This window comes from Exiguobacterium sp. s28 (assembly GCF_018618135.1).
In the GTDB taxonomy this organism is placed as follows: domain Bacteria; phylum Bacillota; class Bacilli; order Exiguobacteriales; family Exiguobacteriaceae; genus Exiguobacterium; species Exiguobacterium mexicanum_A.
Window position 1 is genome coordinate 110,924 of record NZ_JACSLL010000001.1, and the last position, 26,215, is coordinate 137,138.

Consider the following 26,215-nt stretch of genomic DNA (forward strand, 5'->3'; position numbering starts at 1 on the left):
ATTACAAATTTTACATTATCCCATACCCGTTCCATATGAAAAACACGCCTGCGTCAAGACGCAGGCGTGCATGGACAATTATTAGACACGGGTTGGCAAGAAATGTTTGCGGGCGAGCCAAGCACACCCGATGACACCGGCGTCGTTCTCGAGTTCCGCAATTTTGAACGTGGTCGAGGCGTAGACGCGTTCAAGCGCGAACCGTTTGAACTGCTCATCGAGCGGTTCAAGGAGCGCTTCACGCGCTTTCGAGACCCCTCCACCGATGACAATCATCTTTGGATTCAACGTGTTGGCGATATTTGAGATCGTTAGGCCGAGATATTCGGTCATCTCTTCGACGACTTCTGTGGCGACGGGATCGTTCGCCTTGAACGCTTCAAACACGTCACGTGCCGTCACTTCTTTCAACTCGTTCAACGACGTCGTCCGATTTTTTCGTTTTTGGAGCGCCAAGCGGGCGACACCTGTCGCCGAAGCGATCGTCTCGATGCAACCTTTGCGTCCGCAACCGCACATGACGGCTTTCGACTCGTCACGTTCAACAGTGATGTGACCAATCTCTCCAGCCATCCCTGCTGCCCCGTGGACGATGTTTCCATTCGTGATGACACCGCCACCGACGCCCGTGCCGAGTGTAATGGCAAGGAGTTCTGACGCGCCTTCACCGGCACCTTTCCACATCTCACCGAGTGCGGCGGCGTTCGCGTCGTTCTCTAGGACGGCCGGCAATCCCACGGCTTTCTCAAACTCGCTGACGAGCGCAAAGTTTTTCCAACCGATGTTCGGCGAGTATTCGACGACACCCTCGGAGAAGTTGATGAATCCAGGTGCCCCGATCCCCGCACCGGCGAACTCCTCTTTCGCTTTGCCCGATTTTTCTAGATAAGCCTCGAATGAAGCAGCGATATCAGTCGGAATATGTACCCCGTTTTCTCGAATGTCCGTCGTGATCTCCCATTTGTCAGAAATGATCCCGTTCATATCTAAGACGGCCATTTTCACCGTCGTCCCACCAATGTCGATTCCTAATAACCACTTCATCTGTTCCACTCCTCATCTCGATTAAATCGCTTTCATCCCATAGTTTACACTATTAAACCCCTAGTGCAAACCTTTGCACTAGGGGTTTTTCTGTCAATCTATTGAATTTTTCAATTCATGCGTCAAAATGATCTTGGCCGTGTCATACTCTCGTTGTTCAATCATCCCGCCGGCATGCAACTCGTCGAGTTCCATCATCATGAGGCCAATCTCGGCATCGCGTTCGCCGATATAAATGATCGTCCCGAATGATTTCAAGAATTGTTGGACATCATAAAAATTTCTCATCGTCCGTCTCCCATCGTCGTGAGCACATAACGATAGAGCAGTTCCCGTGTCGCTTCGAGCGATTTTGTATGCGTCCGCTCATAGCTATGGCTCGACTCGATGCCTGGTCCGAGGAGTGCATGGCGTACATCGTAGCCGGCACTGATTGCTGCCGAGGCATCGGATCCATAATACGGATAAATATCGACTTTATGGGCGATACCGTGTTCCCGGCACAACGCGGTGAACTGACGGCGTAATCCAAGATCGTACGGACCTGATGAATCTTTCGCGCAGATTGAAACCGTATATTCGTCCGAGTGCTGGCCGTCCCCGAGCGCTCCCATATCGACGGCGATATATTCGGTCACCGCTTCTGGTATCCCGGCGTTGCCCCCGAACCCGACCTCTTCATAGTTGGAGATCAAGTAATGGACCGGATGTGGCAAGTCGGCGCCGACGAGGTCTTTTGCCAAGTCGAGCAAAATGGCGACGGACGCCTTATCGTCGAGGTGTCGAGATTTGATATAGCCCGCGTTCGTCTGGCGAAAGCGTGGATCGAACGAGACAAAGTCCCCGACCTCGATGCCTAGGGCACGCACGTCTTCAGCCGAATGAACGTCAGCGTCCAGTCGTACCTCGATATTTGATGCCGTCCGTTCGGCACTGTTCGTGTCTTTATACACATGGACGCTTGATTGATGGATAAGAATCGTTCCTTCGACGGGTTCACCCGCCTCCGCATGGACCAAACAGTTCTCCCCTTCAATGGCGGTCCAGGCGTAGCCGCCGACTTGTGTCAACCTTAGACGGCCACTCGGCAAAATCTCTTTCACCATCGCCCCGAGCGTGTCGATGTGAGCCGTCAACAGGCGCGCCCGATCCGATTCCCCGTCAAACGTCGCCAGGAGCGCTCCTTTATTCAAGCGTTTCGTGGCGACGCCGAGATTCGTGAGTTCTTGCTCCACGAAGCCGATCGCCTCATCCGTCATGCCCGACGGACTCGGAATTTCAACCAGTTGCTTCAACGTATTAATCATATCCTTACTCCTTTGTCATCGATTATAGCCGAACCAGAATAACGCTCCAGATGCCACGAGTACGATCACCGCAAACAACAGGCGGCGCTTCTTCGTATGCTCATCCGGCAAGCCGACCACTCCCGCCATCAAAAAGCCCCCGACCAGCCCCCCCGCATGTGCGGAATGGTCCAAACTAGCGCCAAGGACGAAAGCGAGTCCTACGTTTAATCCTAACATAATAAACAGCGGCGGACCGAGCGTCTTCATAAATAAGGAACGGTCTCGAAGGCCAAAATAGAGGAGTGCCCCGACGAGCCCGAACAGCGCCCCCGATGCCCCGCCCGATATGGCTTCGCTGAACGCGTAAGAGGCGACTGTGGCGATGACGCCGGCTAACAAATAAATGGTGACGAAGCGTGACGAACCGTACATCCGTTCAACGAGCGGACCGAGCGACCAAAGCGCGAACATATTGATTGCGAAATGGAACCAGCCGATATGGAGAAACATCGGTGTGACCAGGCGCCACCATTCCCCTTCGTCGATGAGTGGATTCACTTTCGCCCCGAAGCGGATGAGCGTATTCGGGTCGAGCGTCGACCCGATCGATTCGGCGAACCACATGACAAGAAACGTCACGAACATGAGTCCATAGACGAATTGTGGTTTCCCGAAGGAGAACCGTTGCTTTAGTTCGTTCTTCCGTTGTTGATCGAGCGCGACGGCCCGTGGTCGGTACGACTCTTCTGTTTGCCCACACGGTCTCATGCCGAGCTTCACTTTCGCCGCAATCGGGAACTTGAGGGACGATAGGCGCTCCTCATCGACAAGCGGATCGCCGTAAATGTGGACGTGTAACTTCTCACGACCGATGCGGGCCAATCGAAACGAGTTCATGACCGCCTCGACGTCCATGCCGACATGGTTCGCCCAGGCTTTGTCCGTCCGTATGTAGAGGTGATAGACGTCCCCCGCTTTCGTGTCGAACAATAAAAGTGCCCGCGACGGCTCTAAGATGCCCTCGATGCGCCCTCCCGATTCGACCGCACGATATACGTCTTCCCAAAAACAAGCTGGCTCTGACATCGATGGTCACCTCCTTCTATACTTTTATTTTAAAGGAAATTATAGCTGGCGACAAAAGAGAGCCTCTATGCAACGTGTCGAGAAGAGCGGATGACAAAAAAACCGTAGCGGCGTTAGGCGGCTACGGTGATGAGCGAAGGATTGCTCGGTTTTATAAGACAGGTTGCATCGTTTTCAAGAGCACTTCTGCCGAATGATGCATCTTTTGTTTTTCTTCTTCTGATAACTCGATTTCCACGACTTGACGGACACCTTGACGGTTGATGATCGCTGGTACCCCGATGTGGATGTCGTTCAAACCGTACTCACCGTCCAAGTGCGCGCCGACCGTCAATAACGTGTTCTCGTTGCGAAGCACGGCTTTGACAAGACGAAGGAGACCAAGACCGATGGCGTAGTACGTCGCCCCTTTACGTTCGATGATATGGTAGGCTGCGTCACGAACGTTGACGTAGATATCTTCGAGGTCTTCCCATGTGTACTCGTCATTCTCTTCAAGCAACTGTTCGACCGATTTTCCGTAAATGCGGGCGTTGCTCCATGCCGCGAACTCTGTGTCGCCATGCTCGCCCATAATGTAAGCGTGGCAGTTACGTGGATCGACGTTGAAGTAATCACCGAGCATGTAGCGAAGACGTGACGTATCGAGTACCGTTCCTGAACCGAACACCCGATGCTTCGGTAATCCTGAATATTTCCAAGCCAAGTGGGTCATGATGTCGACCGGGTTTGAGGCGATGATGATGATGCCATCAAAACCAGATGCCATGATGTCCCCAATCATCGACTTCATGATTTTGGCGTTCTTTTCGACGAGGTCGAGACGTGTTTCACCTGGTTTTTGCGGTGCGCCGGCAGTGATGACGACGATATCTGCTGCACCACAGTCTGTGTAGTCTCCTGCCCAGACGCGCATCGGTGAAGAGGCGAACGAGACACCGTGATTCAAGTCCATTGCTTCCCCTTCAGCTTTCGATTTGTTGATATCGATGATCACAAGTTCCTCACAGAGACTAGCTGTCGTCAATTGGTAAGCAAAGCTGGCACCGACCGCTCCGGCCCCGACGAGCGCGACGCGTGTTACTTTAGCATGATTTAATGTTTCCATATTGATTCTCCACCCTTCGAACAATCTGTTTCATGTTTTTGTTTTGTCTGTTACATAAAGATTGTAACATCATTCACAAACACTCACTACAAGGGAAACCGTTTTCAGTTTGGCAATATTGTGACAATATTCACATTCATTTGAAACATCTTCACTGACTGTACTACCCTCATCGCAGCAAGAGGAAACTAATCGCCGCCGCCGAGGCGATCGCCAAAAAGTTGACGGCGTCATTGCCGAGAAAGCGCCAGCCTGAAACGTAAGTCGTCGGCTCGTGATGATGGACTTTCTTCTCGGTCAACTTACCGCATACACGACAGCGAAACTTGCGTTGAACCGTCGCCCCAAGGAGAGTGTCGACAACGCTTCCGGTCAACCCGAGAGCAATCAACAAGCCGGCGAACCGTAAGCTGATATCGATAAATGGCAACGAAGCGACGATAATGACCGTTGCCCCCGCGACCGACATGAACGTCCCGAACGGAGACACCCCGCCACTCGTTCCCGGTTCCACTTCGCGGAACGTCAAAATGGAGCGCGGTTTTTGTTTGGCGAGCACCCCGAACTCGGAGCCCCAAGTGTCGCTCGTCGCCGCCGCAATCGAAGCGATGTACGCGAATAACCAGGCATCGTTCGGTGTAAGTAACGTACCGAGCGCCGTCGCCATACCGATACCACCGTTGGCGAGCACTTGAACGAAGTCACGAGGTCCCGATTTTTCAACGATTTCATCGACAGGCTCTTTGTCGCGGGAACGGTATTTCGAGGCGAGCGATGACGTCGAAAAGAAGACACCGAGCAAATAGAGCCCGAACCAACCAAATCCGTACCCAATGACTGTACCCGTCACGACCGTCAAGACAGCCCCAGAACGGGTCAGTGAGCGCAGACGATAGCCGGCGAAGGCTACCAGACAAGTTACGAGAAAGATGGCGAGCATAGAATCGTTTCCCTTTCCGTCACGATAAATTCGACAGGAATGTCGTGTGGCTCGACCGGGATTTCATCGAGCAGTTGGACGTCATAGGCCAACGAGATGGTGACACCTTCATACGTCGCTAAAAAACGGTCGTAATACCCCCCACCCCAGCCGATCCGATACCCGGATCGGTTAAAGACACGTCCCGGCACGATACAGACGTCAATCGTCCGCGTCGTCGCGACCGTCGTCGGCTCTAAAATACCCATGACGCCCGACTCAAGGTCTTCGAACGAATGAATTTCATGGAACGTAAGTCCCTGTTTTGTAACTTTCGGCACGAACACCGATTTTCCTGCCTGCCAAGCTAAGCGAATGAGTGGCAACGTATCAATCTCTAAATCGAGGGCGAGCGTGACGGCCACCGTATCCGCCTCTCGCCACGCCTTCAGTTCGGTCAATGTATGTATGATGACGCGGTCCCGGTCCGGTCGGTCGTCGAGTTCACGGATTTGACGATGTACATTTTGCCGGAGTAGTTTCTTTTCAATCACTTCAATTCCCCCTTGTTCAAAAAAAAGGCCGCCACATGAGTGACGGCCAGTCTCATTATTTCACTTCGCGGTAAAGCGTGTGACGACGGAGACGTGGGTTGTATTTGCGCAATTCGAGGCGCTCTGGGTTGTTACGTTTGTTTTTCTTCGTGATGTACGTGCGATCGCCTGTTTCTGTGCAAGCTAGTGTGATTTTAACGCGCATTTCTTTCACTCCCATCTTACTGATGTTGTATCAAGTGCTTTTGCTTTACAGTCTAAGCATACTCAATTATCCTACCAAGTTTTATTTGAAAAAGCAAGGTTATTTCGTGTTCTTTTTCAAACGTTTCTGCCCGTATGGCGAAGCATCGAGCGGCAGGCAGGTTTTTACGTTATCGCCAATCGGATAGCGCATTCCGACTTCCTCGGTCGACAGTTGTTCGCAAATAAAGACCGTATCGGCTTCAGCGAGGATGCTGCTCTCGATTCGATGGATTGCGTCGAACAGTCCGCCGTGTCCATGCGGATTGCGAGTCGTTTCAAATGACAACATAGTTGAGTATAACGGAACTTGTAGTGCTTTCGCAAGTGAACGTGCCGCTGTAATCGTCATCCAATCGAATTGATGGATCGCTTTGAAGGTGACTTTCGAGACAAGCTCATGTGCAAGTTTGACGTAGGCCACGTTTTGAGCCGCAACTTGGTTCATCACATGCTCCAAGAACGGGCTCGTCAGGCGAACGCGGTACACGTGAACACGGTTGTGGCGTTCATATTCCGGCAACCCTTCTTTGAACGGTGTCAAGACGTACACTGTCTCCCCGTCCGCTGCTCGTGCCTCGACCTCGTCGATGACGCGACGACCGAGGTCCCCGACGACGTTGCCTGTATATTCAGGCGTCAAGACGAGGATTGCCTCGTCCTCTTGGCCACGCTCCGTAGTCACATAATAGTCGTGTGGCGACAAGAACGTGTCGATGTCGATGTCCACATCGTCAAGAAACGGATACGCGCGATAATGTTCAGCGAGCAACTCGTCCGATAGCTTGTCTTGATAAAGTGCCGTCTCGAGCTCGGCGAACAATCGCGTATGCTCGCGGAACCGTTCTGCCGCATATTGGGCCGTAGTCTGCCCGTCGAGGATAAACGCCCAGTCACTCGACACAGCGAGTACGTAATGGCGAATGAGTTGGATCAGTGTCCGGTCGACGAGTGGCGACTTGTGACGATAGTCGGCCACGTCTTTGACGAGTTGCGTCTCCATCATGTGTAAGTGACGTAGCATCCATTCGTTGCGTTCGTTGATCCAGACGTCGCCGTACCCTTTACGTCCCCACGTGTTCATCGATACGTGGACCGTCTCGAGGTCTTGGAAGTGACGCTCGAGGAACAAAGCTGGCGTGATTGTCTCGATGCCAAACTCTTCGAGCCGTTCGGCGACTTTCCCGAGGAACTCGGGTCCTTCAAACCACCAGTGTCCGAACAGCTCAGCATCGAACGGTGCCGTCACGAGAAACGGCGGGAACATCTGTCCACCGTGGGCCTCGAGATGCCCTTCGAGCGTCTGTGCGAAATCGAGGGCGTGGTTGTCGATTTGATGTTCGGCCCAGGCGCGGACATAATAGTCTTTCTCATCCGAGTCGCCCGTGATGCGGTGCATCTTCAAGCCCGTATCGAAGCGAATTCCTTCCGGATGCATGAACTTTTCAATATACTCCCAGTCGCGATCGTAGGCGAGGTCACGATAAAACTCGCGATAGTCCGGATGGCCCGGATACCCGATCATCGAGCTCCAGATTTTTCCGGAGATGATTTGGTCACGCGGGAACAAGGCGACGCCATGTGGCGAGTAGACCGGAGCGCCAATGCCTTTCTCCGGCGTCGGATCAGCTTCGAGCAAGGCGTGCTCATCGACGAACGTATAGCGAATCCCTTCTTCATAAAGGATACGGTCGACACCTGGTGTGTAGGCGCATTCCGGTAACCAAATGCCGGTCGGACGGAACCCGTAATGACGTTCGAAACAGTTCAGTCCCGTCCGGATTTCAGCGCGAGCCGCCTGCTCAGTGAACAAGTGCGGGTTGAAGCCGTGCGTCGCCGTACACGTGACCATATCGATGAACCCTTGCTCACGATATGTACGGAACGCATGGTTCAAGTTCTTTTCCCAATGCAGGAACGTTGTTTTCAAATCGTTGTAGCGCCCGCGATAAAAATGGAGCGTCTCAACTTCCTGTTCGCTCCGTCCTTCGGCGAGCTCGATCTCAATCAATTCGAGCATCTCATCCAAGTGTTCCACGTAACGGTCCTGGACGAGCGGGTCGGCGAGCATCTCGACGACGGGCGGTGAGATGCTGACCGTCCAATGGAGCGGTTTTTGCAGACGGTCGACTTGCCAAAGAATCGGGATATATGTCTCGGAGATGGCTTCATACACCCATCTCTCTTCTAGACGGTGTTTCTCTTCATGTCTTACGTACGGAAGGTGGGCATGAAGGACGAGTGAAAAATAACCTGGTTTCATCTAAAAAATCCTCCTCAGCGCACGAATCGATATGCGGAATATTTTGGTAAAGTGTCGAGTAGTTCAGGAGCCTCGACTTCCCCGTATTGCCAGCGTCGCACCGGTTCGGCGAAACGACCGTGCCCGGCCGGCTCAGCTCGTGGCGTGTCAATCGGTGAGGATGCGAGCAGCGGAAGGAATTCCCCTTCCATCGTCCGAATCCCAAACTCAAATACGTATGTCGTATTCGGGTCGAGCGGACGGACGAACCAACTGTTCGTCATCTCCGGCAATTCGAACGTATACGCCCGGTTCGCATGCCCGCTCGCGTAATCAAGCAATGTGATGTCAAGGATGCGGAACGCTTTCGGCAAGTCTTCCCATGGACGCATAAATTGCATCGAGAGCGTCTCTTTGACGCTGTCCGACACTTCCCAGAAGACGTAAACGGCGTTCGGTGATTGGACGACCGCATGCATCAAATCTTGATCGTAGCGGTCCGGGAGCTTCCAGAACCCTTCTGGACCTTTGTCAAGAAGCGGTGATTGGGCAGGCTCCTCGTGTTGCAGCGTCGAAGCGACCTGCTTCACAGACGAGGCGGGTACTTGCTTCGATTTAGATGTCATTGCTTTCTTCCCTTCAGTCTTTCGTTTTGGTGCGGCTACCGGCTTCGCCGGCTCCCCGTGTTGGGAACGCCATTTACGCCAAGCGTATTGGACTTTCCCGATTGGCATATCTAATTGTTCTGCAATCTGTTTTAACGTCAGTCCTTGTTGTTTCAAGGAAACGATTTTCTCTTCCATATATGTGTGGCTCCCTTCCTAAAAAAAATCCATGTGTTCTACTATTCGCTCCTTATCCGTGAATTCCTGCACAAAAAAAGTAAAGAACAACTGGTCTGTTGTTCTTTACCACTCTTGTCACTGATTTAAATCATAATGTTTCCCTTTTTCAAGGAAAATGAGATGTTCTCCGAAATTGGTCACGTGATCACCCATCCGTTCTAAATAACGGGCGATGTTCGAAAACTCATACACGTCGTTCGTTCCAACCGTCATATTCGGAACGAATCCCATGTATTGTTTGATTGTCTGTAAGTTCAAATCATCGATGACTTTATCCATCTCATTCAATTCACGCACCCGGCTGACCTCGCCCTTCCGGTAAGCGCGCGTCGCGAGCTCGAGCATGTCGATCAACTGCTCGGCCATCTGTTTGAGCGGTTTGATGTCGAGGACGTACGGGACGTGCTCGATACGGCCGACGGCTTTGGCGATGTTCGTCGCATAGTCCGCAATCCGCTCAAGGTCCGTCGCCGATTTCATCGTCACGATCAAGCGGCGGAGGTCGGTTGCGACCGGTTGCTGTTTCGCGATCAATAGAATGGCCTCGTCGTTGATTTCGAGCTCGAGGTCGTCAAGCTCATTATCGTTGTCGATGACCGTCTGGGCGAGCTCGAGGTCACGTTTCTCAAGCACCTCGATGGCGGTCGCCGTCTGGCGCATCGTCAAGTTCGCCAAGCGAACGACTTTATCTTCTAATTCGTTTAACTTCATATCAAAGAATGTGCGATTTTGTGCCATGATTGTCTCCCCTTCTTAACCGAACCGGCCAGAAATATAATCTTCAGTCCGTTTATCAGCTGGATTCGAGAAGATTTTGTCGGTCGCATCGAACTCGACAACTTCTCCGTTTAAGAAGAACGCCGTCTTATCCGATACACGAGCCGCTTGTTGCATGTTGTGTGTGACGATGATGATCGAGTACTGCTCTTTCAACTCTTGGACGAGCTCTTCGACTTTGAGCGTCGAAATCGGGTCGAGCGCTGACGTCGGTTCATCCATGAGGATGACGTCCGGTTCGATGGCGAGCGTACGAGCGATACAGAGACGTTGTTGTTGACCACCCGAGAGGCCGTAGGCGTTCTCGTTCAAACGATCTTTCACTTCATCCCAGATCGCCGCGCCGCGAAGCGAACGTTCGACGATTTCATCGAGCACTTTCTTGTTTTTGATTCCGTGTGTACGCGGCCCGTATGCCACGTTGTCATACACTGATTTCGGGAACGGGTTCGGCTGTTGGAATACCATACCGACCGACGTCCGAAGATCTTCGACCCGATAGTCGCGGTCAAAGATGTTGCGGCCGTGATAAAGAATCTCACCGTTCGTACGCACCGAAGGCACGAGCTCGACCATCCGGTTCAACGTCTTGATGAACGTCGACTTCCCGCAACCCGACGGACCGATGATGGCCGTCACTTCGTTTTGCTTGATGTCGAGATTGACGTCAATCAACGCCTGATCGTCACCATACCATAAGTTCAAGTTGTTCACGACATAGGCACTGTCTTTCTGCATCACCGTTTCGTTCGGTTGGGTCGTCGTTGTATTCACTTCATGATCTCCTTTGAGTTCTTTTTGTTTCATCATCTCGAGAGTCCTCCTCGTTTACTGCTACGACTTAATGTCGGTTCGTATATTTGTTACGGATATAGATGGCGGCCGAGTTCATGATGATCAACATCGTCATCAAAACGATGATACCGGCAGCGGCCAAGTTTTGGAATTCCGCTTGCGGACGGCTCGTCCAGTTATAGATTTGAATCGGGAGCGCTGTGAAGTCCGAGAACACGCTGCTCGGCGTCGTCGAAATAAACGTCGCCGCTCCGACCATGATCAATGGAGCCGTCTCGCCAATCGCACGTGATACGGCCAAGATGATTCCTGTGATAATCCCTGGAATCGCCGACGGCAAGACGACGTTGAACGTCGTCTGCCATTTCGAGGCTCCGAGCGCGAGCGATGCGTGACGCAACTCCATTTTGACCGAGCGGAGCGCTTCTTGCGACGCGACGATGACAATCGGTAGACTCATCAGTCCGAGCGTCAAGGCTCCGGCCATAATCGAATTCCCGAGTTCCATGACACGTACAAAAATGGTCAATCCGAGCAAACCGAACACGATTGACGGCACGCCGGCCAAGTTCGAAATGTTCACTTCGATAAACGACGTGATGCGGTTCTTCGGTGCGTACTCTTCAAGATAAATCGCGGCACCGACACCGATGACAAACACCATCGGGACGATGAGAAGCATCAACCAAAACGTCCCAATCAAGGCAGGGTACAGCCCGGCCTGTTCAGGACGACGGGATGGGAAGTTGCGGAGAAAATCCAAATTCACCCAGCCGCCACCTTTAGAAACGACGTCATAAATCAACGTCGACAAGACGAGCAGGGCGAAAACGAGCCCCGCTAAGAAGATATATTTAAAAATCTCATTCAATTGAAGACGGCGTTTGATTCGTTGTGAAACCGAATCACGATCCATCAAGTTCTTCGTATTCTTGAACTCACTGTTCGGCAATGCCATATTAGTACTCCTCTCTGAAGCGGCGCGTCACCCAGTTCGCGAATAGGTTCATCACAAGGGTGAAGACGAACAATAGCGCACCAACCGCATAGATACTGTAGTATTCGATTGTCCCGTATCCTGCATCACCTTTGGCGATTTGGACAATATACGCCGTCATCGTTTGAATCGCGTTGAGCGGGTTGAACTCGAAGTTCGGCTGCGACCCACCAGCGATCGTTACGATCATCGTCTCACCGATGGCACGGCTCATCCCGAGGACGATCGAGGCGATAATCCCTGAGAGCGCGGCTGGCATGACGACTTTGATGGCGACTTCGAGACGTGTCGCGCCAAGACCGAGGGCTCCATCCCGAATCTTTTTCGGTACGGCGCTCATCGAGTCTTCCGAAATAGAAGCGATCATCGGAATAATCATGATTCCGACAACGATCCCCGGGCTGAGTGCGTTATAGATTTGAAGCCCCGGAATCAACGCTTGCAAAATCGGTGTAACGAACGACAAAGCGAAGAATCCGAAGACAATCGTTGGAACGCCAGCGAGCACTTCAAGAATCGGCTTCAAAATGGTGCGGGCACGCTCAGATGCGTACTCGCTCAAATAAATCGCCGATGCCAAACCGAGCGGGACAGCGACAATCATGGCAATGACGGTGATCTGGAGTGTTCCCATGACGAGGGCCCAGACGCCGAACCGTTGATCGGCACTAAGCGGATACCATTCGGTCGAGCCTAAAAACTCGGCGACCGGTACGCGCTCGAAAAACTTGAACAGTTCAAAACCGAGTGTGAACGCGATGCCGACCGTCGTGACGACCGAAACGAATGCGCTCAAGAATAATAAGAACGGCATGACTTTATCAAACACGTTCGTCGTACTATATTTCTTTTTCTTATTGGCTTCAATCATCTCTCGAATTGACAGCCCTTTGTTTGGTTGATTCATCTCGTGTATCGCTCCCTACCTCTTCATACTAGAAAGCACGGCGAGAAGGCGAGAGCGACTCTCACCTTCTGCCTTCTGCGCTATTACTCGCCAGCGATCTCGTCGATCACTTCAGCGTTCTCATCGTATCGTGCTTGTTCCATTCCGACATATCCGACTTCTTCTGAAAGGGCTGCTGCATTTTCATTCAAGAAGCGCGTGTAGTCAGCGACTTGCGGCTTATCTTTCAACGACGCGTTGTTCACGTATGTGTAGATTTCACGTGAGAGCGGGTATGAAAGATCATTGATTGTGTCAGTCGTCGGTTCAATGCCTTCGACGTTCAATGCGCGAAGCGTATCTTTGTTTTCAATGTAATACGCATATCCGAAGAATCCGATCGCACCTTTCGTACCGGCGACACCTGTTACGAGGACGTTATCGTCTTCTGACAATTGTGCGTCTTCGCGGATGTCTGTATCTTCAAGGACTGCTTCGTTGAAGAAGTCGTACGTTCCTGAATCTTTACCAGGTGAGAAGAATGAGATTTCTTCATCCGGCCAGTCTGAACGGACGTCCTTCCATGTCTTCACGTTCGGATCAGTCCACATTTTGTTGAGCTCATCAATTGTGATGTCTTGTGCCCAATCGTTCTCTGGGTTGACGACGAGCGAGAGACCGTCAAGCGCTACAGCGAGTTGTGTGTACTCAACGCCATTCTTCTCGGCTTCAGCCGCTTCTTCTTCTTTGATTTCACGTGATGCGTTCGAGAAGTCTGTCTCACCAGTGACGAAACGTTTGAATCCGCCACCTGTACCTGAAACCCCGACCGTCACTTCAACGTCTGGCTGTTCAGCTGAGTATTCTTCCGCTACAGCTTCCATGATTGGGAATACGGTAGACGAACCATCCATGACGACTTTACCTGAAAGTCCTTCACCTTCGGCTGCGCCGTTTCCTTCTTCATTGTTTCCACACGCGGCACCGATGATGGCCACCGAAGTGAGTGAAGCGACTAAAGCTGATTTTTTCATCCAAGACATTTCTGACGTCCTCCTTGAGTTTGCTTTGATTTGTGTTGTAGCTTCCTTGCTCTGTCCTACAATTAACATCCTAATAAACTACTATTAACGCGAAATAAACGGAACGTAAAAGAATTGTAAAGACAAAAAAAGAAGCCACCGAAGTGACTTCTTTACTGGAGCTGTGCTTGGACGTCTTCTAAATCAAAGTACGCCTTCATGATGTCGTGCGCGACACGGGTGTTGATCCCTTCCGCCTCGAGGCCTGGCATGATGATGGCCCAAGCGATTTCCGGGTCATCATACGGCGCCCAGCCGACGTGGTTCGAGTTGAGTGTCTTGATCGGTTCCCCGTTCGCGTTTCGCTTCGCTTGACCATCCGGCCCTTCTGCGATCGCTTGAGCGGTACCGGTCTTACCGGCCGCCGTGATTCCTGTCTGTTGCAGGATACGAGACGTTCCGCTCTCGACCCCTTGTCGGAAGCCTTGGCGCGCCCGTTGAATGAATTCATCACGGATGTCGACTTTATTGAGCGCATTCGGTTGGAACGTGCTGACGACTTGCTTGTTCGACTCGTCGAGCGAACCCGGTTCGATGATTTCTTTCAATAGGTGCGGTTGAATCCGGTATCCACCGTTCGCGAGCGTCGACGTATACTGCGCCAATTGAATCGGCGTGTACGAGATGAACTGACCGATCGACATGTCCATGAGGAGCGTGACACGGTCCGGTACACTACGGAATCCGATTGATTCATACGGGAGGTCAATCCCTGTCTCGATGCCAAGCCCAAACTGTTTGTAGTAATGTTCCATCGTATTGAACGCCTCGGTCACGTTGTCGCCGACGATTTGGCCGGTCGAGTAATAATCGGCGAGCCGGAGGGCAATTTGGAACATATAAATGTTCGATGACAAAGCGAGGGCATCCAGGTCGTTGATGTTCCCCATGTTTCGGTACGACGACTTGAGCGACGAGCCGATGCGAATCGGCGTGTCATAAATGTATTCACCCGGTTGGATGACTTCTTCTTCAAGGCCGAACGCGACCGTCGCTCCCTTGATCGTCGAGCCGATTTGACTCGCTCGCAGGACCGTCCCGGTCGAGACATCTTTGAATTCGTTCGTTTCATAGTCGAGCTCTTGTCCCGATAGGGCGAGCAATTCACCCGTCTGTGGGTTCATGACGACGGCGAAGGCACGGTCAAAGTGCGGGCTTCCCGAACGGCCGGCTCGAATCGCTTTCTTCAAAATCTCATCGATTTCTTTTTGGAACTCGATGTCCGTCGACAAGATGATATCTTTCCCTGGGTTCCCACTGACACGAGTCGGTTCTCCGACCGGCTCTCCTTTATACGTCGTGAAGACGTCATAGGCCGGGGTTCCGCGTAGCACGTCCTCATACTGTTGTTCGAGATAAGATGTGCCGACGCGGTCATTCAAACCATAGCCTTTCGCTTGATATGAGGCGCGTTGCTCGGCCGGGATTTGACGATAACTTCCGAGGAAACTTTGGAACGTCTCACCGAACGGATAATCCCGCTGATAATACGGTTCAACGCTGACGCCAGGGAGCAGTTCCAAGTTTTCTTCAATCAGTGCCATCTCTTTCGGAGACGCCCCGATTTTGATGACTTGCGGGTCGAGGGCGTAACCCGACTCCATGTTATGTTTGATGGCGATGATTTCCTCGGTCGCATCATCGAACGTGATTTCCGCTTCTGTGATCGAATCGAGCAACAGTTGGTCGACGTCTTGGTTCGACAGGGCGGCCCGCTCTTCTTCCGGGAGATCGGCTAATAGATTTTGGACACGTTCTTGCGAGCGCTCAGGATCGATGGCGATCCAATAATCCTTGCGGTCCCGCTCCGTCACTTTGCGGTCTTTCTCTGGGACGTCGACGATCTCAGCGAGCTTGATGGCGACATCGAGCCGTTCTTCCGTCTTTGTCACTTGCGAACGACGGTACATGACCGAATAGTTTGAGATAGTATCGGCGAGTACTTGCCCGTTCCGGTCGTAAATCTTGCCACGCGGCACCTCGTATTTGATTTTACTCGATTCCGTCTTTTGCACTTCACGGGCGATCAACTCGCCGTTGACGATTTGAACGACGCCTAAACGAAAAATGAGCGTCGCGAACAAGATGAACACGATGAAAAACAATAAGTTCAATCGCAAGGGCAGGTGGTTGCGCCGTTTCTTCGGCACTTTCACACGGTGTCTGGCCAATTCAGTTGTCTCCTTCCTGACTCGTTCTTTCTATAAGTATAGGTGACATATATGTCGATGATATTTCTATTTTTAGACTCGATTTTCACTATATCATAATTTGTTTACAAAATAATGAAATGTAGAAAAAATCCCGAGATTCAATAGAATCCCGGGACAGTGTCATTATTTTGCGTCTGCGTAGAGCTTCGCGACGTAATCCCAGTCGATGACATGGAAGAACGCTTGGATGTAATCCGGACGACGGTTTTGGTAGTTCAAGTAGTACGCATGCTCCCAAACGTCAAGACCGAGGATTGGCTGAACGCCTTCCATGATCGGTGAATCTTGGTTTGGTGTCGATGTGACTTCGAGCTTGCCATTTTTCACGACGAGCCAAGCCCAACCAGATCCGAAGCGAGTTGTTGCTGCTTTCGTGAACTCCTCTTTGAAGGCATCAAAGCTACCGAACGCCTCATCGATGGCCGAAGCGAGTTCGCCTGTCGGTGCGCCGTTCTCGTTTTTCTTCAACAATTTCCAGAAGAATGAGTGGTTCCAGTGACCGCCACCGTTGTTGCGAACCGCTGTCTGAATGTCAGCAGGAAGCGAATCGATTTTTTGGAGCAGGTCTTCGAGCGAAGAGTATTCCACATCTTTTCCTTCGAGTGCATTGTTCACGTTCGTGACGTAAGTGTTGTGGTGTTTCGTGTGGTGGATTTCCATCGTGCGTGCGTCAATGTGTGGTTCAAGTGCATCGTATGCGTAATCAAGTTGTGGTAATTCAAATTTAGCCATAACTAAAATCCCCCTTAAAATTGGTTTGAACAACGTTCGTTTTAAATGTAACAGATTTGTGACGGCTGACTCAATTGTAATGCTTCACTCGACGTCTTGTTCCGGCAACGCCCATACGGAAATCGACCCTGCCGCCACTTTAAATACCCCTTTTCCATCTTCGTCAATCTCGACGATCTCATCGACGGTCTGCGTCAAATCGACCCATTTCTCACCGGCTCGTTGTTCGCCGACGAACATCTGCTTCTCAGCTGCTTCGCTGTTCGAAATCACAACAGCACATCCTGAGCGCTCGATCTCTTCACTGCCGTGACGGACCCAGCCGATGACGTGCTCGTCATCGAAGTAGTCATCTTGCTGGCCGTATGCCTTTTCACGACGGGCATAAAGAAGCGGATCGATCGCCGGTTTTTTCCCTTCGGCCGGATGCGGACCGTTGATTCCGTAATAGTCACCGTAGAACACACACGGATAACCGTCTTGGCGAAGCAAGATCAATCCGTAAGCGATCTGTTTGAACCAATCCTCGACCCATGACTCGAGCGCCTCTTCCGGCTGTGAATCGTGGTTGTCGACGAACGTCACCGAATGGAGCGGGTGGGACTGGACGAGCGTGTCGTCAAAGATGGTCCGCATATCGAACGATTCTCCTTCGGTCGAGGCGCGTTGCAAGTTGTAATGGAGAGGCACGTCGAACAAGTCGACATGATAGTCAATGTTGTCGAGGAACTCACGGCATGCCTCGAGCTCTGACTTCCAAAACTCACCGACCAAATAGAAGTTCTCACCTTTTTCAGCTTTCATCGTCTGACTGAACTCTTTGACGAAATCATAGTTGATGTGTTTAATCGCGTCGAGTCGGAACCCGTCACACTTCGTCTCTTCGATAAACCATTTGCCCCAGCTGAGTACTTCTTCCTTCACTTCTGGGTGATGATAGTCGATATTGGCGAACATCAAATAGTCATAGACGCCGAACTCGTCGTCGACGTTATCGTTCCACTTCTTATTCTCACCCATGATGAAGAAGATGCCGCTCTTGTCGTTCGCAGCGTCATAATCCGTCCCGTTGAAATGATGGAAGTTCCATTTAAATGAAGAGTATTTATCTTTGCGGCCTTCAAAATCGAATTTCGTCCATCCTTCGATCTCGAACGGCTCTTCTGAAAGTACGTTCGTACGGTCCTCCGGGTCGACCTCGAGCACATCGAACTTCTCGGTCGCATCGGCACCGGCTTTATGGTTCAAGACGACATCCATATAAATCTGCATGCCGAGCTCTTGCGCGTGTTTTGTCGCCTCGAGCAGTTCTTGTTTCGTCCCGTATTTAGTTGCGACGGTTCCTTTTTGGTCAAACTCTCCTAAATCATACAAATCGTACACGCCATATCCCGTATCCTCGTCGCTCTGGCCTTTCGTGACCGGCGGCAACCATAATGCGGTGATTCCAGCTTCATTCAACTCGGAAGCCCGTTCTTTCAATCGCTTCCAATGCTTCTGGTCAGCCGGGACGTGCCATTCAAAAAATTGCATCATCGTATGATTTCGTTCCATCTCGCTTCGCCTCATTTCATATTTTTCAAAAAACAAAATGCTAACGGATATTTACCCAGGACTTCGGATTTGAAAACTAAAAATGAAAACAAAAAAACAGCTTTCATCTGAAAGCTGTTCACAAATGGACCCTGTAGGACTTGAACCTACGACCGGACGGTTATGAGCCGTCTGCTCTAACCAGCTGAGCTAAGGGTCCTAATTGGTAGCGGCGGAGGGAGTCGAACCCACGACCTCACGGGTATGAACCGTACGCTCTAGCCAGCTGAGCTACACCGCCACGTTGTTATACAGTAATAATATACTGAATGCAGGCGTCACTGTCAATCAAAAGTCACATCTATACAAAAAGTCCCTCTGACTCATTTGAGCCAGAGGGACCGTTTGATTAAACGATTCCTTCGTTTGCATCTTCAAGCGTGATTTCTGTGATGTTCATCGCGTGGTCACCGATGCGCTCCAAGTTCGAGAGCATATCGACGAAGAACATCCCGGCTTGACCGTCACACTCGCCTGTGTTCAAGCGGACGACGTGATTTTTACGGAATTGACGTTCAAGCATGTCGAGTTTCGCTTCCATCTCGATGACTTGACGAGCTTCGACCATGTCGCCGCTCGCAAGCGTTTGAAGCGACTTCTCAAGCGTGGAACGAGTCAAATCGTACATCTCCGTCAACTCTTTTTGAGCGTCGGCCGAGAGATTGACGCGCGTTGCCGTCTTATAGTCGATCAACTCGATGATGTTCTCGACGTGATCACCGATGCGTTCAATATCATTGATTGCATGCATGAGTGTCTTGTGTTCTTGTGATTCTTGTTCTGTCAAATCGACAGCGGCAAGCTTCACGAGGTAATCCGTGATTTTTGAGTTGAGTGAGTTGAGCGCGTCTTCGATGTGCGCCGACTTCTCAGCATGTTTCTTATCACCAGTTGCCATATATTTGCGTGCTTCATCGAGACCAAGTTTTGCGAAATCGCCCATGCGGATGACTTCATATTTAGCTTGCTCGACAGCAATCGATGGCGACTGTTGGATGAAGATTGGATCCAAGTGCTGTGCTTTCGTATCGACGATTGAATCTTCCCCTGGTACGAATTTCGTCACGATCCATGCGATCGTTCCGATGAACCAGAACTGGATGAACGTGTTGACGACGTTGAACGTCCCGTGAGCGAAAGCGATTTGCATCTTGTCTTCGATTGCTAAGAGATCTGTGACCCAGTAGATATACTGCGTGAACGGAATCAACAAGATCATGAAAATTGTTGTTCCAATCAAGTTAAAGATAACGTGCGCTGCTGCTGCACGACGGGCCGCGACCGAAGCACCAATCGAAGCAAGAATCGCCGTGATTGTCGTACCGATGTTATCCCCGAACAAGACCGGGAGTGCCGCGTCGAGTTGAATCGATCCACCAGAGTACAATTCTTGCAAGATTCCGATCGTCGCTGATGATGATTGGACGATGACCGTGAAGACCGTACCGACGACGACACCGAGGAACGGGTTGTCACTCATCGATTGCGTCAAGTCGATGAAGTATTCGCTCGAACGGAGCGGCTTCATCCCGCTGCCCATGAGTTCAAGACCGTAGAACAGCATCCCGAACCCGAAGAAGATTTGACCTAAGTGTTGCAACTTCTCTTTTTTAAAGAAGAACAGGAGAATCGCACCGATAGCGATAATCGGCAATGCATAGGCGCCGACGTCGAAACCGATGATGAACGCCGTCACCGTCGTTCCGATGTTCGCTCCCATGATGACCCCGATTGCTTGACGGAGTGTCATGAAGCCGGCACTGACAAGACCGACCGTGATGACCGTCGTACCTGACGATGATTGAATTAAGACCGTTACAATGATCCCGGCTAGTACTCCGAGGAACGGATTCGATGTATACTTATCAAGGATGTCGCGCAGGCGGTTACCTGCTGACTTTTGGAGGCCGTCTCCCATCGATTTGATACCGAAGAGGAAGATCCCTAATCCTCCAAAAAACATGAATAACATTTCTTGCAAATTGTATTCCACGATTTTTGTACTCCTTTTGATTGTGAATTAGTTGTGTTTGCTTGGTTTTTATTGCCCTACTCATTATGCCCGCATCACCCATTCGATGTAAACAGCTTTAATGTTAAGGTTTTATTAAACCACTGTATGATTTATGTTTGTTTTACTAGATTTGTACTATAACAGATTGGAGTTAGATTTTATGCTCAAAACGACGTCACAGTTTCTCCGCCACAGCCTCTTCCCGTCCAAGCAGGCGTTACGGTTACGCCTCGCCCCACTCCACGCCTATATGTTGGCGAGTCTCGTCTTGACGGTTGTGGTCACGTTGCTCGATTACATCGTATTACAGCCCGATTTCTTTTGGCCGATGTGGATCTTTTTACATGGCTTCGCCATCTTCTTCTTCTATATGGGGTTCGTCGCGCTCAGTGCCCTCCTCGTCCAACTCGCCACGAAATGGCGCACGAAGAAAACGTGGCCGTATCGCCAGGCTTGGCCGTACGCAGTCGCGATGACGATGATTCCAGTCCTCCTCCTGGTTATTTTGTACCATGCCGCGCCTCCATTGACTTGGCTCGGAGTTGTCTTATCCCTCGTCTATTTGATTGTTCCGTTGCGTCATATCCCCGTCAAATCGAAGTCATCAAAAAAGCCGGACAACGCACGTTTGCGTTGAACCGGCTTTCTATCGTTATAACGTCGGTGCCAAATCAGATAATACGGTTTGAAGCCGTTTACTTTGTTTGCCTAAGTCGACCCCTGCGCCTTGTAACGTCTGTTGTACGTCCGACCAACCCTCGACGCCTTCATATAATTCGTCTAATTTGCGTTCGAGTGCCACGCCGACTTCTTTTAATTGCTCATTTGCTTCCGCCATATGTAGTAATTGATGTCCGGTGGCAGTTGTTTGCTCGGTGATGGATTGGAACTGCGTCATTTGTCTTCTCATTTCCTGGTCAATGGTTTCAATCCCGCCTTCAACCCGGCGCAACGTCTCGCCTAAATAAAAGATATCTTCTTCGAAGCGTTTCATCTCCTTGAAAATCTCGTCCCGTTCCAATCGAATGGCTTCGATGGCAGCCACGGCCGACAGTGTCGACTCATTCGTGATCTTCGCCAACTGGCCGACTTCATGGGCGACGACGGAAAATCCTTTGCCGTGTTCTCCAGCCCGTGCCGCTTCAATCGAGGCATTGAGTGCCAACATCTTCGTCGCAGCCGCGACAGACAAAATCTTCTGAAGTGCGTCATCCGCCTGTTCAGACGTCGCTTCACTTTCTAGCAATCGGTTCTGAACCGCACTCGCTTTTCTTGCGAATCGCTCGCTGGCTCCTTTGACAGTCGAGAATGATTCAATCTCTGTCTTAATCGTCTGTTTCAACGCCTCGGCCCGCTGATCAACCGAACCGATCTCTTGTTCGAGCGAACGGACGTGTCCCGCCAAATCTGTAAAACGATGCGTCGATTCGTTCGTGAACGACTGATAAGACTGACTCGTCGACGCGACGGTCGCGGCAACTTGTTTGAACCCCGTCACTTGCTCTTGATTCGCTTCAAGTTGTCGCATAAAGACAGGTAGACTCGATTCAAAAGCGGTCGACGTCTCGAGCATCGTCAACAACGAACGTTTCCATAGTCCGATAAACGTGTTGTACTCTCGTTCCAAACTTCGCATTTCAAACGATTTTGCGTGAAGTTCAACCTCTGAAAACGAACGCGTGGCGACTGATTCGCGAAGCCGGACCGCAAATGCCGTCAACGGCTTGATTTCACGCCGAATCATGAACGAGAATAAGCCAATCATCATAACGAGCATGACCGTGATTGCGACGAAAACAAGTTCTCTTAAATTCCACATCGTGCCGAGCACCGACTGTTTCATGACGACAATCGCATAATGGGCTTTCAACTCGGGAATCGGTGCCGTAACGATAAACACGTCTTTTTGTTCGCTGACACTCACATCGTTCGCCATGCTGTCATCCAGACGGTTCATAAACCGATCCTCCACTTGTCGACCGCTCAATTGCTCGACTTGTGTGTCGCGCAATAAATATTGACTCGCTTCTAAACCATCCTCCGATAAAATGGAAGCTTGTTGCATATACATCGACTTCAACGCCCGGTTCAGCACTTTCTCATTCGCAACGTACGCCCCATACGTCGCCTTGACCGTTTCGCGGACGACGGTCGCTTCACGATGTAGCCGTTTCTCAACCTCGCTCGTCAACAACTGCTCCGCTTTCAAAGCGAACCAGCCGAACACGGTTAAAAACAGGACGAGCATGACCGGCATCAACGTCCATAGCAAGCGATGGCTCATCGTCTTCTCCGCCTGTCGCTTCCTACCCCATATTTGTTTCAATCGTTCCAACATGATACATTCCACCTTTTCAGACGTCATTTCTTTGAATATATCGGTCCTGAGACGGTGGAAAATTATGAAGCATCTGTTAAGATAACGTTAGCGTTTTGTAAGAGCACACCGATCAAGCGCTTGCCGGGTGCTTTTTCACAAACATTTCGTTATGATAATAAGGAAACCACTCATCTGAAATCGATTGGAACCTTTCCAAAAGAAGGAGATTACGTATATGTCAGAAATTTTGCATCGTTCATTAACCCGTCCGATCCGTGTCGGCAACCTCATCATCGGTGGATCCAATGAAGTCGTCATCCAGTCGATGACGACAACAAAAACTCATGACGTCGAAGCAACCGTCGCTGAGATTTTACGTCTCGAAGAAGCGGGCTGCCAAGTCGTCCGCGTCGCTTGTCCTGACGAGCGTGCGGCTGACGCCCTCGCTGAAATCAAGAGCCGCATCAATATCCCGCTCGTCGTCGATATTCACTTCGACTACAAATTGGCGCTCAAAGCCATCGAGAGCGGTGTCGATAAGATTCGCATCAACCCGGGTAACATCGGTCGTCGCGAGAAAGTCGAAGCGGTCGTCAACGCCGCTAAAGCAAAAGGCATCCCGATTCGCATCGGTGTCAACGCCGGCTCACTCGAAAAGCAGTTCCTTGAAAAGTACGGTTATCCGACGGCTCAAGGAATGGTCGAGAGTGCCATGCACCACGTCAAGATTTTGGAAGATCTCGGCTTCTATAACACGATCATCTCGCTCAAGGCGTCTGACGTAAACCTCGCCCTCGAAGCATACACGCTCGCGGCCAAGACGTTTGACTACCCGCTCCACGTTGGGATCACGGAATCAGGCCCGCTCTTCTCAGGCTCACTCAAGTCAGCAGCTGGCCTCGGGGCAATCCTTTCGCTCGGTATCGGTTCGACGGTCCGCGTCTCGTTATCGGACGATCCGGTCGAAGAAATCAAAGTTGCCAAAGAAGTGCTCAAATCGTTTGGTCTCGCGGCTAACGCAGCGACACTCATCTCATGCCCAACATGTGGTCGCATTGAGATCGACTTGATTTCAATCGCTAAAGAAGTCGAGGAGTATATCCAAAACATCAACGTCAACATTAAAGTTGCCGTCCTCGGCTGTGCAGTAAACGGACCTGGGGAAGCTCGTGAAGCTGATATCGGTATCGCCGGCGCCCGCAACGAAGGCCTTCTCTTCCGTCACGGGAAAATCATCCGGAAAGTACCGGAAGCCACGATGGTCGAAGAATTGAAAAAAGAAATCGACGCCATCGTCGCCGAAAAATTGGCCGCACGTGAACTTGAAGAGCAAGAGCTCGCCAACCAATCTAACTAATCCTTTGCCCGCTCGGTTGCAACCGAGCGGGCTTTTGGTACAATAAGGGTTATGAGCAAGGAGGGACGAATATGCACATTGGAATTGACCTCGACGGAACCGTCACGGATCCGCAAAGTTGTTTTCATTATATGAACGATGCGCTCGGATACGCCATCGATTATCATCAGGCGACCGAATACGAGCTGCACACTTATACAGATATGACACAAGAGGCGTTTTGGCGCTTCATGATTGAACAAGGTCATGAGGAAGCGATTTATCGTCGCTCACTTCCGCATTCCGAAGTGAACGCCGTCTTATGGAATATGCGCAAGTCGCACCGCCTCCATTACGTCACGGCCCGGAGCGAGGCCGTGCGCGCCGTCACCGAGGAGTGGATTCGACAGCATGAACTCCCACTCGACTCCCTCATCATGACGGGGAGTCATGACAAGGTCGGTGTCGTCAAACAGCTCGACCTCGACTTGTTTATGGAAGACCGCTATGAGAACGCGATCTCCATCCATGAACAGACGTCGATTCCGGTGCTGTTGTTCGACGCCCCGTATAATCGTAAGCCGTTGCCGACCGGCGTGAAACGAATCTCCACGTGGAGCGAGGCCCAGCACATCGTGCGTCACATCGAGACGACGAATTCAATCACCATCTAAAAAAGAGGAATCCACTCGGGATTCCTCTTTTTTAGATGCGTCCGATCGCTTCGATGACATCGGTCGCGAGCACGCTCGCCGGATGAACCTGTTCGCTCGCCTTTCTCGCCGCGAGCGCATGCCAGAGAACCGCTTGCTCATTCGGGGACTTGTCGGTTTGTAAACGGTCCGTTCTCGCCCATAACGCGAGCAACATCCCCGTCAACACGTCCCCACTACCACCTTTCGCGAGCGCTGAAGCCTCGACCGTATTGACCGCCCCGGTACCATCCGGATTGACGATGAGGGTAAACGTCCCTTTCAAGATGAGATGGACCCCGTGCGTCCTCGCAAATTCTGAGGCAACCTGAAATCGATTCGCTTCGATCTCGTCGACTGATTTATCGATCAAGCGCGCCAGTTCACCCGGATGCGGTGTCAGCGTGAGCGGGCCAGATGCCTCGAGGCGCTCTTTCGTCAGCGCTCCGGCATCGACGATGAGTGGCGCGCTCACGTTGCTGATGAGTGCCCACACTCGCTTGAGACGCTCGTCATCGATGAGGCCAGGACCGATCGCCGTGGCAGCGTAGTCCTTGTCCGGTAACTCGTCGATGTCGTAATACATTGCCTCCGGCAAACTCGAGGCGAGCGCGAGCGCCTCATGCGGGATGGCCAAATCGAGCAGACCGACTCCCGTCCGGAGCGCCGACCGCGCCGCCAAGAACGGGGCGCCGATTAAATGACGACTTCCGCCAATCAAGCGACCGTGCCCATACGTATTTTTATGACTATAGGAATCCCGTTCGAGTAGGTTACGGTCAAAGTCTGATTCCGTCAGCACGCGCCATCTTGACGTATGCGGCAGTCCGATTTCAACGACCTCGACCTTACCGTAATACGGCGCGGTCCGTTTTAAAAACGCGCTTCGCTTATAGCCATGGAGGGAGAAAGTGACTTCTGCCTCGACCGCGTGACCGTCAAAGTTGATTGCGTCGTCACTCGGGACTCCGGACGGGACATCGACGGCTGTGACCGGTGCGGTTTGCTCGCGTATCCATGTGATCACGTCACGAGCCTTACCCGTGACCGGACCATGGAAGCCGACTCCGAACAATGCATCGATGACGTGATCGGCGTCTCGCGGCTCATCGCTGACCGTGACAAACTGTCGCGCATACTGTGCATGCCTGCTGCCTTCTGTCGATTTCGGTTCACCGAACGGGGCATAGACAGTGACGGCATGACCTCGTTGCGCCAATTCGCGCGCCACGACCCAACCGTCTCCCCCATTGTTGCCCGCTCCACAGACGACGAGGACGGACGTTCTCGACTTGAAGGTAAGACGTGCCGCCAAGGCCGAGGCCGCCCGTTCCATCAAGACGTCAGCCGGCATGCCATGTCGGAGCGCTGTCTCGTCAGCCTGCTTGATTTCAGCTGCCGTGTAAATCATTCCGACTCCCCCTTTCGTGATTCGACCAAAAAGGGAT

24 protein-coding genes and 2 tRNA genes are annotated in these 26,215 nt (G+C 51.5%); 3 read left to right on the top strand and 23 right to left on the bottom strand.

Going from position 1 to position 26,215, the window contains the following annotated elements:
* Positions 1-81 precede the first annotated feature (81 nt).
* From KNP78_RS00630 to KNP78_RS00730, 21 genes are all read right to left on the bottom strand, one after another.
* Positions 82-1,044 carry an ROK family glucokinase gene (locus KNP78_RS00630; protein WP_034778031.1) on the bottom strand — a complete coding sequence of 321 codons (963 nt, stop codon included), beginning with the start codon at positions 1,042-1,044 and terminating at the stop codon, positions 82-84.
* A 93-nt stretch (positions 1,045-1,137) separates the two neighbouring features.
* Complete coding sequence (locus KNP78_RS00635) at positions 1,138-1,332, bottom strand: YqgQ family protein (RefSeq protein ID WP_034778034.1); 195 nt, start codon at positions 1,330-1,332, stop codon at positions 1,138-1,140.
* Positions 1,329-2,351 carry a M42 family metallopeptidase gene (locus KNP78_RS00640; protein WP_214823119.1) on the bottom strand — a complete coding sequence of 341 codons (1,023 nt, stop codon included), beginning with the start codon at positions 2,349-2,351 and terminating at the stop codon, positions 1,329-1,331. The genes KNP78_RS00635 and KNP78_RS00640 overlap by 4 nt, the downstream gene beginning before the upstream one ends.
* A 15-nt stretch (positions 2,352-2,366) precedes the next feature.
* Positions 2,367-3,419 carry a rhomboid family intramembrane serine protease gene (locus tag KNP78_RS00645; protein WP_214823120.1) on the bottom strand — a complete coding sequence of 351 codons (1,053 nt, stop codon included), beginning with the start codon at positions 3,417-3,419 and terminating at the stop codon, positions 2,367-2,369.
* Positions 3,420-3,570: 151 nt separating this feature from the next.
* A complete protein-coding gene (locus KNP78_RS00650) occupies positions 3,571-4,527 on the bottom strand; it encodes an L-lactate dehydrogenase (protein ID WP_034778040.1) in 957 nt (318 codons plus the stop codon).
* A 169-nt stretch (positions 4,528-4,696) separates the two neighbouring features.
* Positions 4,697-5,467, bottom strand: a complete 771-nt coding sequence (locus tag KNP78_RS00655) for a DUF92 domain-containing protein (protein WP_214797258.1) — start codon at positions 5,465-5,467, stop codon at positions 4,697-4,699.
* On the bottom strand, positions 5,446-6,000 hold the full coding sequence (locus KNP78_RS00660; RefSeq protein ID WP_214823121.1) for a 5-formyltetrahydrofolate cyclo-ligase: 555 nt from the start codon (positions 5,998-6,000) through the stop codon (positions 5,446-5,448). Before KNP78_RS00660 ends, KNP78_RS00655 begins: the two co-directional genes overlap by 22 nt.
* A 55-nt stretch (positions 6,001-6,055) precedes the next feature.
* Positions 6,056-6,220 (bottom strand): 50S ribosomal protein L33, encoded by a 165-nt coding sequence (rpmG, locus tag KNP78_RS00665; protein WP_255313299.1) that lies wholly within the window; start codon positions 6,218-6,220, stop codon positions 6,056-6,058.
* 84 nt (positions 6,221-6,304) lie between these two features.
* Positions 6,305-8,506, bottom strand: coding sequence for a 1,4-alpha-glucan branching protein domain-containing protein (locus KNP78_RS00670; protein WP_214753107.1), 2,202 nt, complete (start codon positions 8,504-8,506; stop codon positions 6,305-6,307).
* Between the two features lie 14 nt (positions 8,507-8,520).
* A complete protein-coding gene (locus KNP78_RS00675) occupies positions 8,521-9,288 on the bottom strand; it encodes a DUF4912 domain-containing protein (protein ID WP_214706178.1) in 768 nt (255 codons plus the stop codon).
* Between the two features lie 117 nt (positions 9,289-9,405).
* Entirely contained in the window at positions 9,406-10,068 is a 663-nt protein-coding gene (gene phoU / locus KNP78_RS00680; protein ID WP_034778050.1) for a phosphate signaling complex protein PhoU, read from the bottom strand.
* A gap of 15 nt (positions 10,069-10,083) precedes the next feature.
* A complete protein-coding gene (gene pstB, locus KNP78_RS00685; protein ID WP_233004945.1) occupies positions 10,084-10,845 on the bottom strand; it encodes a phosphate ABC transporter ATP-binding protein PstB in 762 nt (253 codons plus the stop codon).
* 103 nt (positions 10,846-10,948) lie between these two features.
* Positions 10,949-11,860 carry a phosphate ABC transporter permease PstA gene (gene pstA, locus KNP78_RS00690; RefSeq protein WP_034778052.1) on the bottom strand — a complete coding sequence of 304 codons (912 nt, stop codon included), beginning with the start codon at positions 11,858-11,860 and terminating at the stop codon, positions 10,949-10,951.
* A gap of 1 nt (position 11,861) precedes the next feature.
* Positions 11,862-12,806: a phosphate ABC transporter permease subunit PstC gene (gene pstC, locus KNP78_RS00695; RefSeq protein WP_138859246.1), complete on the bottom strand. Its 945-nt coding sequence runs from the start codon at positions 12,804-12,806 to the stop codon at positions 11,862-11,864.
* Between the two features lie 83 nt (positions 12,807-12,889).
* Complete coding sequence (locus KNP78_RS00700; RefSeq protein ID WP_214706183.1) at positions 12,890-13,828, bottom strand: PstS family phosphate ABC transporter substrate-binding protein; 939 nt, start codon at positions 13,826-13,828, stop codon at positions 12,890-12,892.
* A gap of 152 nt (positions 13,829-13,980) precedes the next feature.
* Entirely contained in the window at positions 13,981-16,038 is a 2,058-nt protein-coding gene (locus KNP78_RS00705) for a peptidoglycan D,D-transpeptidase FtsI family protein (RefSeq protein WP_214823123.1), read from the bottom strand.
* Positions 16,039-16,203: 165 nt separating this feature from the next.
* Positions 16,204-16,812 (bottom strand): superoxide dismutase, encoded by a 609-nt coding sequence (locus KNP78_RS00710; protein WP_214711426.1) that lies wholly within the window; start codon positions 16,810-16,812, stop codon positions 16,204-16,206.
* 84 nt (positions 16,813-16,896) lie between these two features.
* Positions 16,897-18,366, bottom strand: a complete 1,470-nt coding sequence (locus KNP78_RS00715; protein WP_214823124.1) for an alpha-amylase — start codon at positions 18,364-18,366, stop codon at positions 16,897-16,899.
* Between the two features lie 125 nt (positions 18,367-18,491).
* Positions 18,492-18,565: transfer RNA gene (locus KNP78_RS00720), tRNA-Ile, on the bottom strand.
* Positions 18,566-18,569: 4 nt separating this feature from the next.
* Positions 18,570-18,646, bottom strand: a tRNA-Met gene (locus KNP78_RS00725).
* Between the two features lie 108 nt (positions 18,647-18,754).
* Complete coding sequence (locus KNP78_RS00730; protein WP_034778062.1) at positions 18,755-20,398, bottom strand: Na/Pi cotransporter family protein; 1,644 nt, start codon at positions 20,396-20,398, stop codon at positions 18,755-18,757.
* Between the two features lie 181 nt (positions 20,399-20,579).
* Here KNP78_RS00730 and KNP78_RS00735 point away from each other — a divergent pair, with 181 nt between their 5' ends.
* Positions 20,580-21,056 carry a hypothetical protein gene (locus tag KNP78_RS00735; protein ID WP_251128400.1) on the top strand — a complete coding sequence of 159 codons (477 nt, stop codon included), beginning with the start codon at positions 20,580-20,582 and terminating at the stop codon, positions 21,054-21,056.
* Between the two features lie 15 nt (positions 21,057-21,071).
* Here KNP78_RS00735 and KNP78_RS00740 read toward each other — a convergent pair whose 3' ends face one another.
* Complete coding sequence (locus tag KNP78_RS00740) at positions 21,072-22,757, bottom strand: methyl-accepting chemotaxis protein (protein WP_214753102.1); 1,686 nt, start codon at positions 22,755-22,757, stop codon at positions 21,072-21,074.
* Positions 22,758-22,974: 217 nt separating this feature from the next.
* Between KNP78_RS00740 and ispG the strand changes: the two genes are divergently transcribed.
* Positions 22,975-24,096 (top strand): flavodoxin-dependent (E)-4-hydroxy-3-methylbut-2-enyl-diphosphate synthase, encoded by a 1,122-nt coding sequence (gene ispG / locus KNP78_RS00745; protein WP_021065716.1) that lies wholly within the window; start codon positions 22,975-22,977, stop codon positions 24,094-24,096.
* A 71-nt stretch (positions 24,097-24,167) separates the two neighbouring features.
* Positions 24,168-24,749, top strand: a complete 582-nt coding sequence (locus KNP78_RS00750) for a hypothetical protein (RefSeq protein ID WP_233004382.1) — start codon at positions 24,168-24,170, stop codon at positions 24,747-24,749.
* Between the two features lie 31 nt (positions 24,750-24,780).
* Here the strand turns inward: KNP78_RS00750 and KNP78_RS00755 are convergent, their stop codons facing one another.
* Complete coding sequence (locus tag KNP78_RS00755; protein ID WP_214823125.1) at positions 24,781-26,178, bottom strand: NAD(P)H-hydrate dehydratase; 1,398 nt, start codon at positions 26,176-26,178, stop codon at positions 24,781-24,783.
* Positions 26,179-26,215 lie beyond the last annotated feature (37 nt).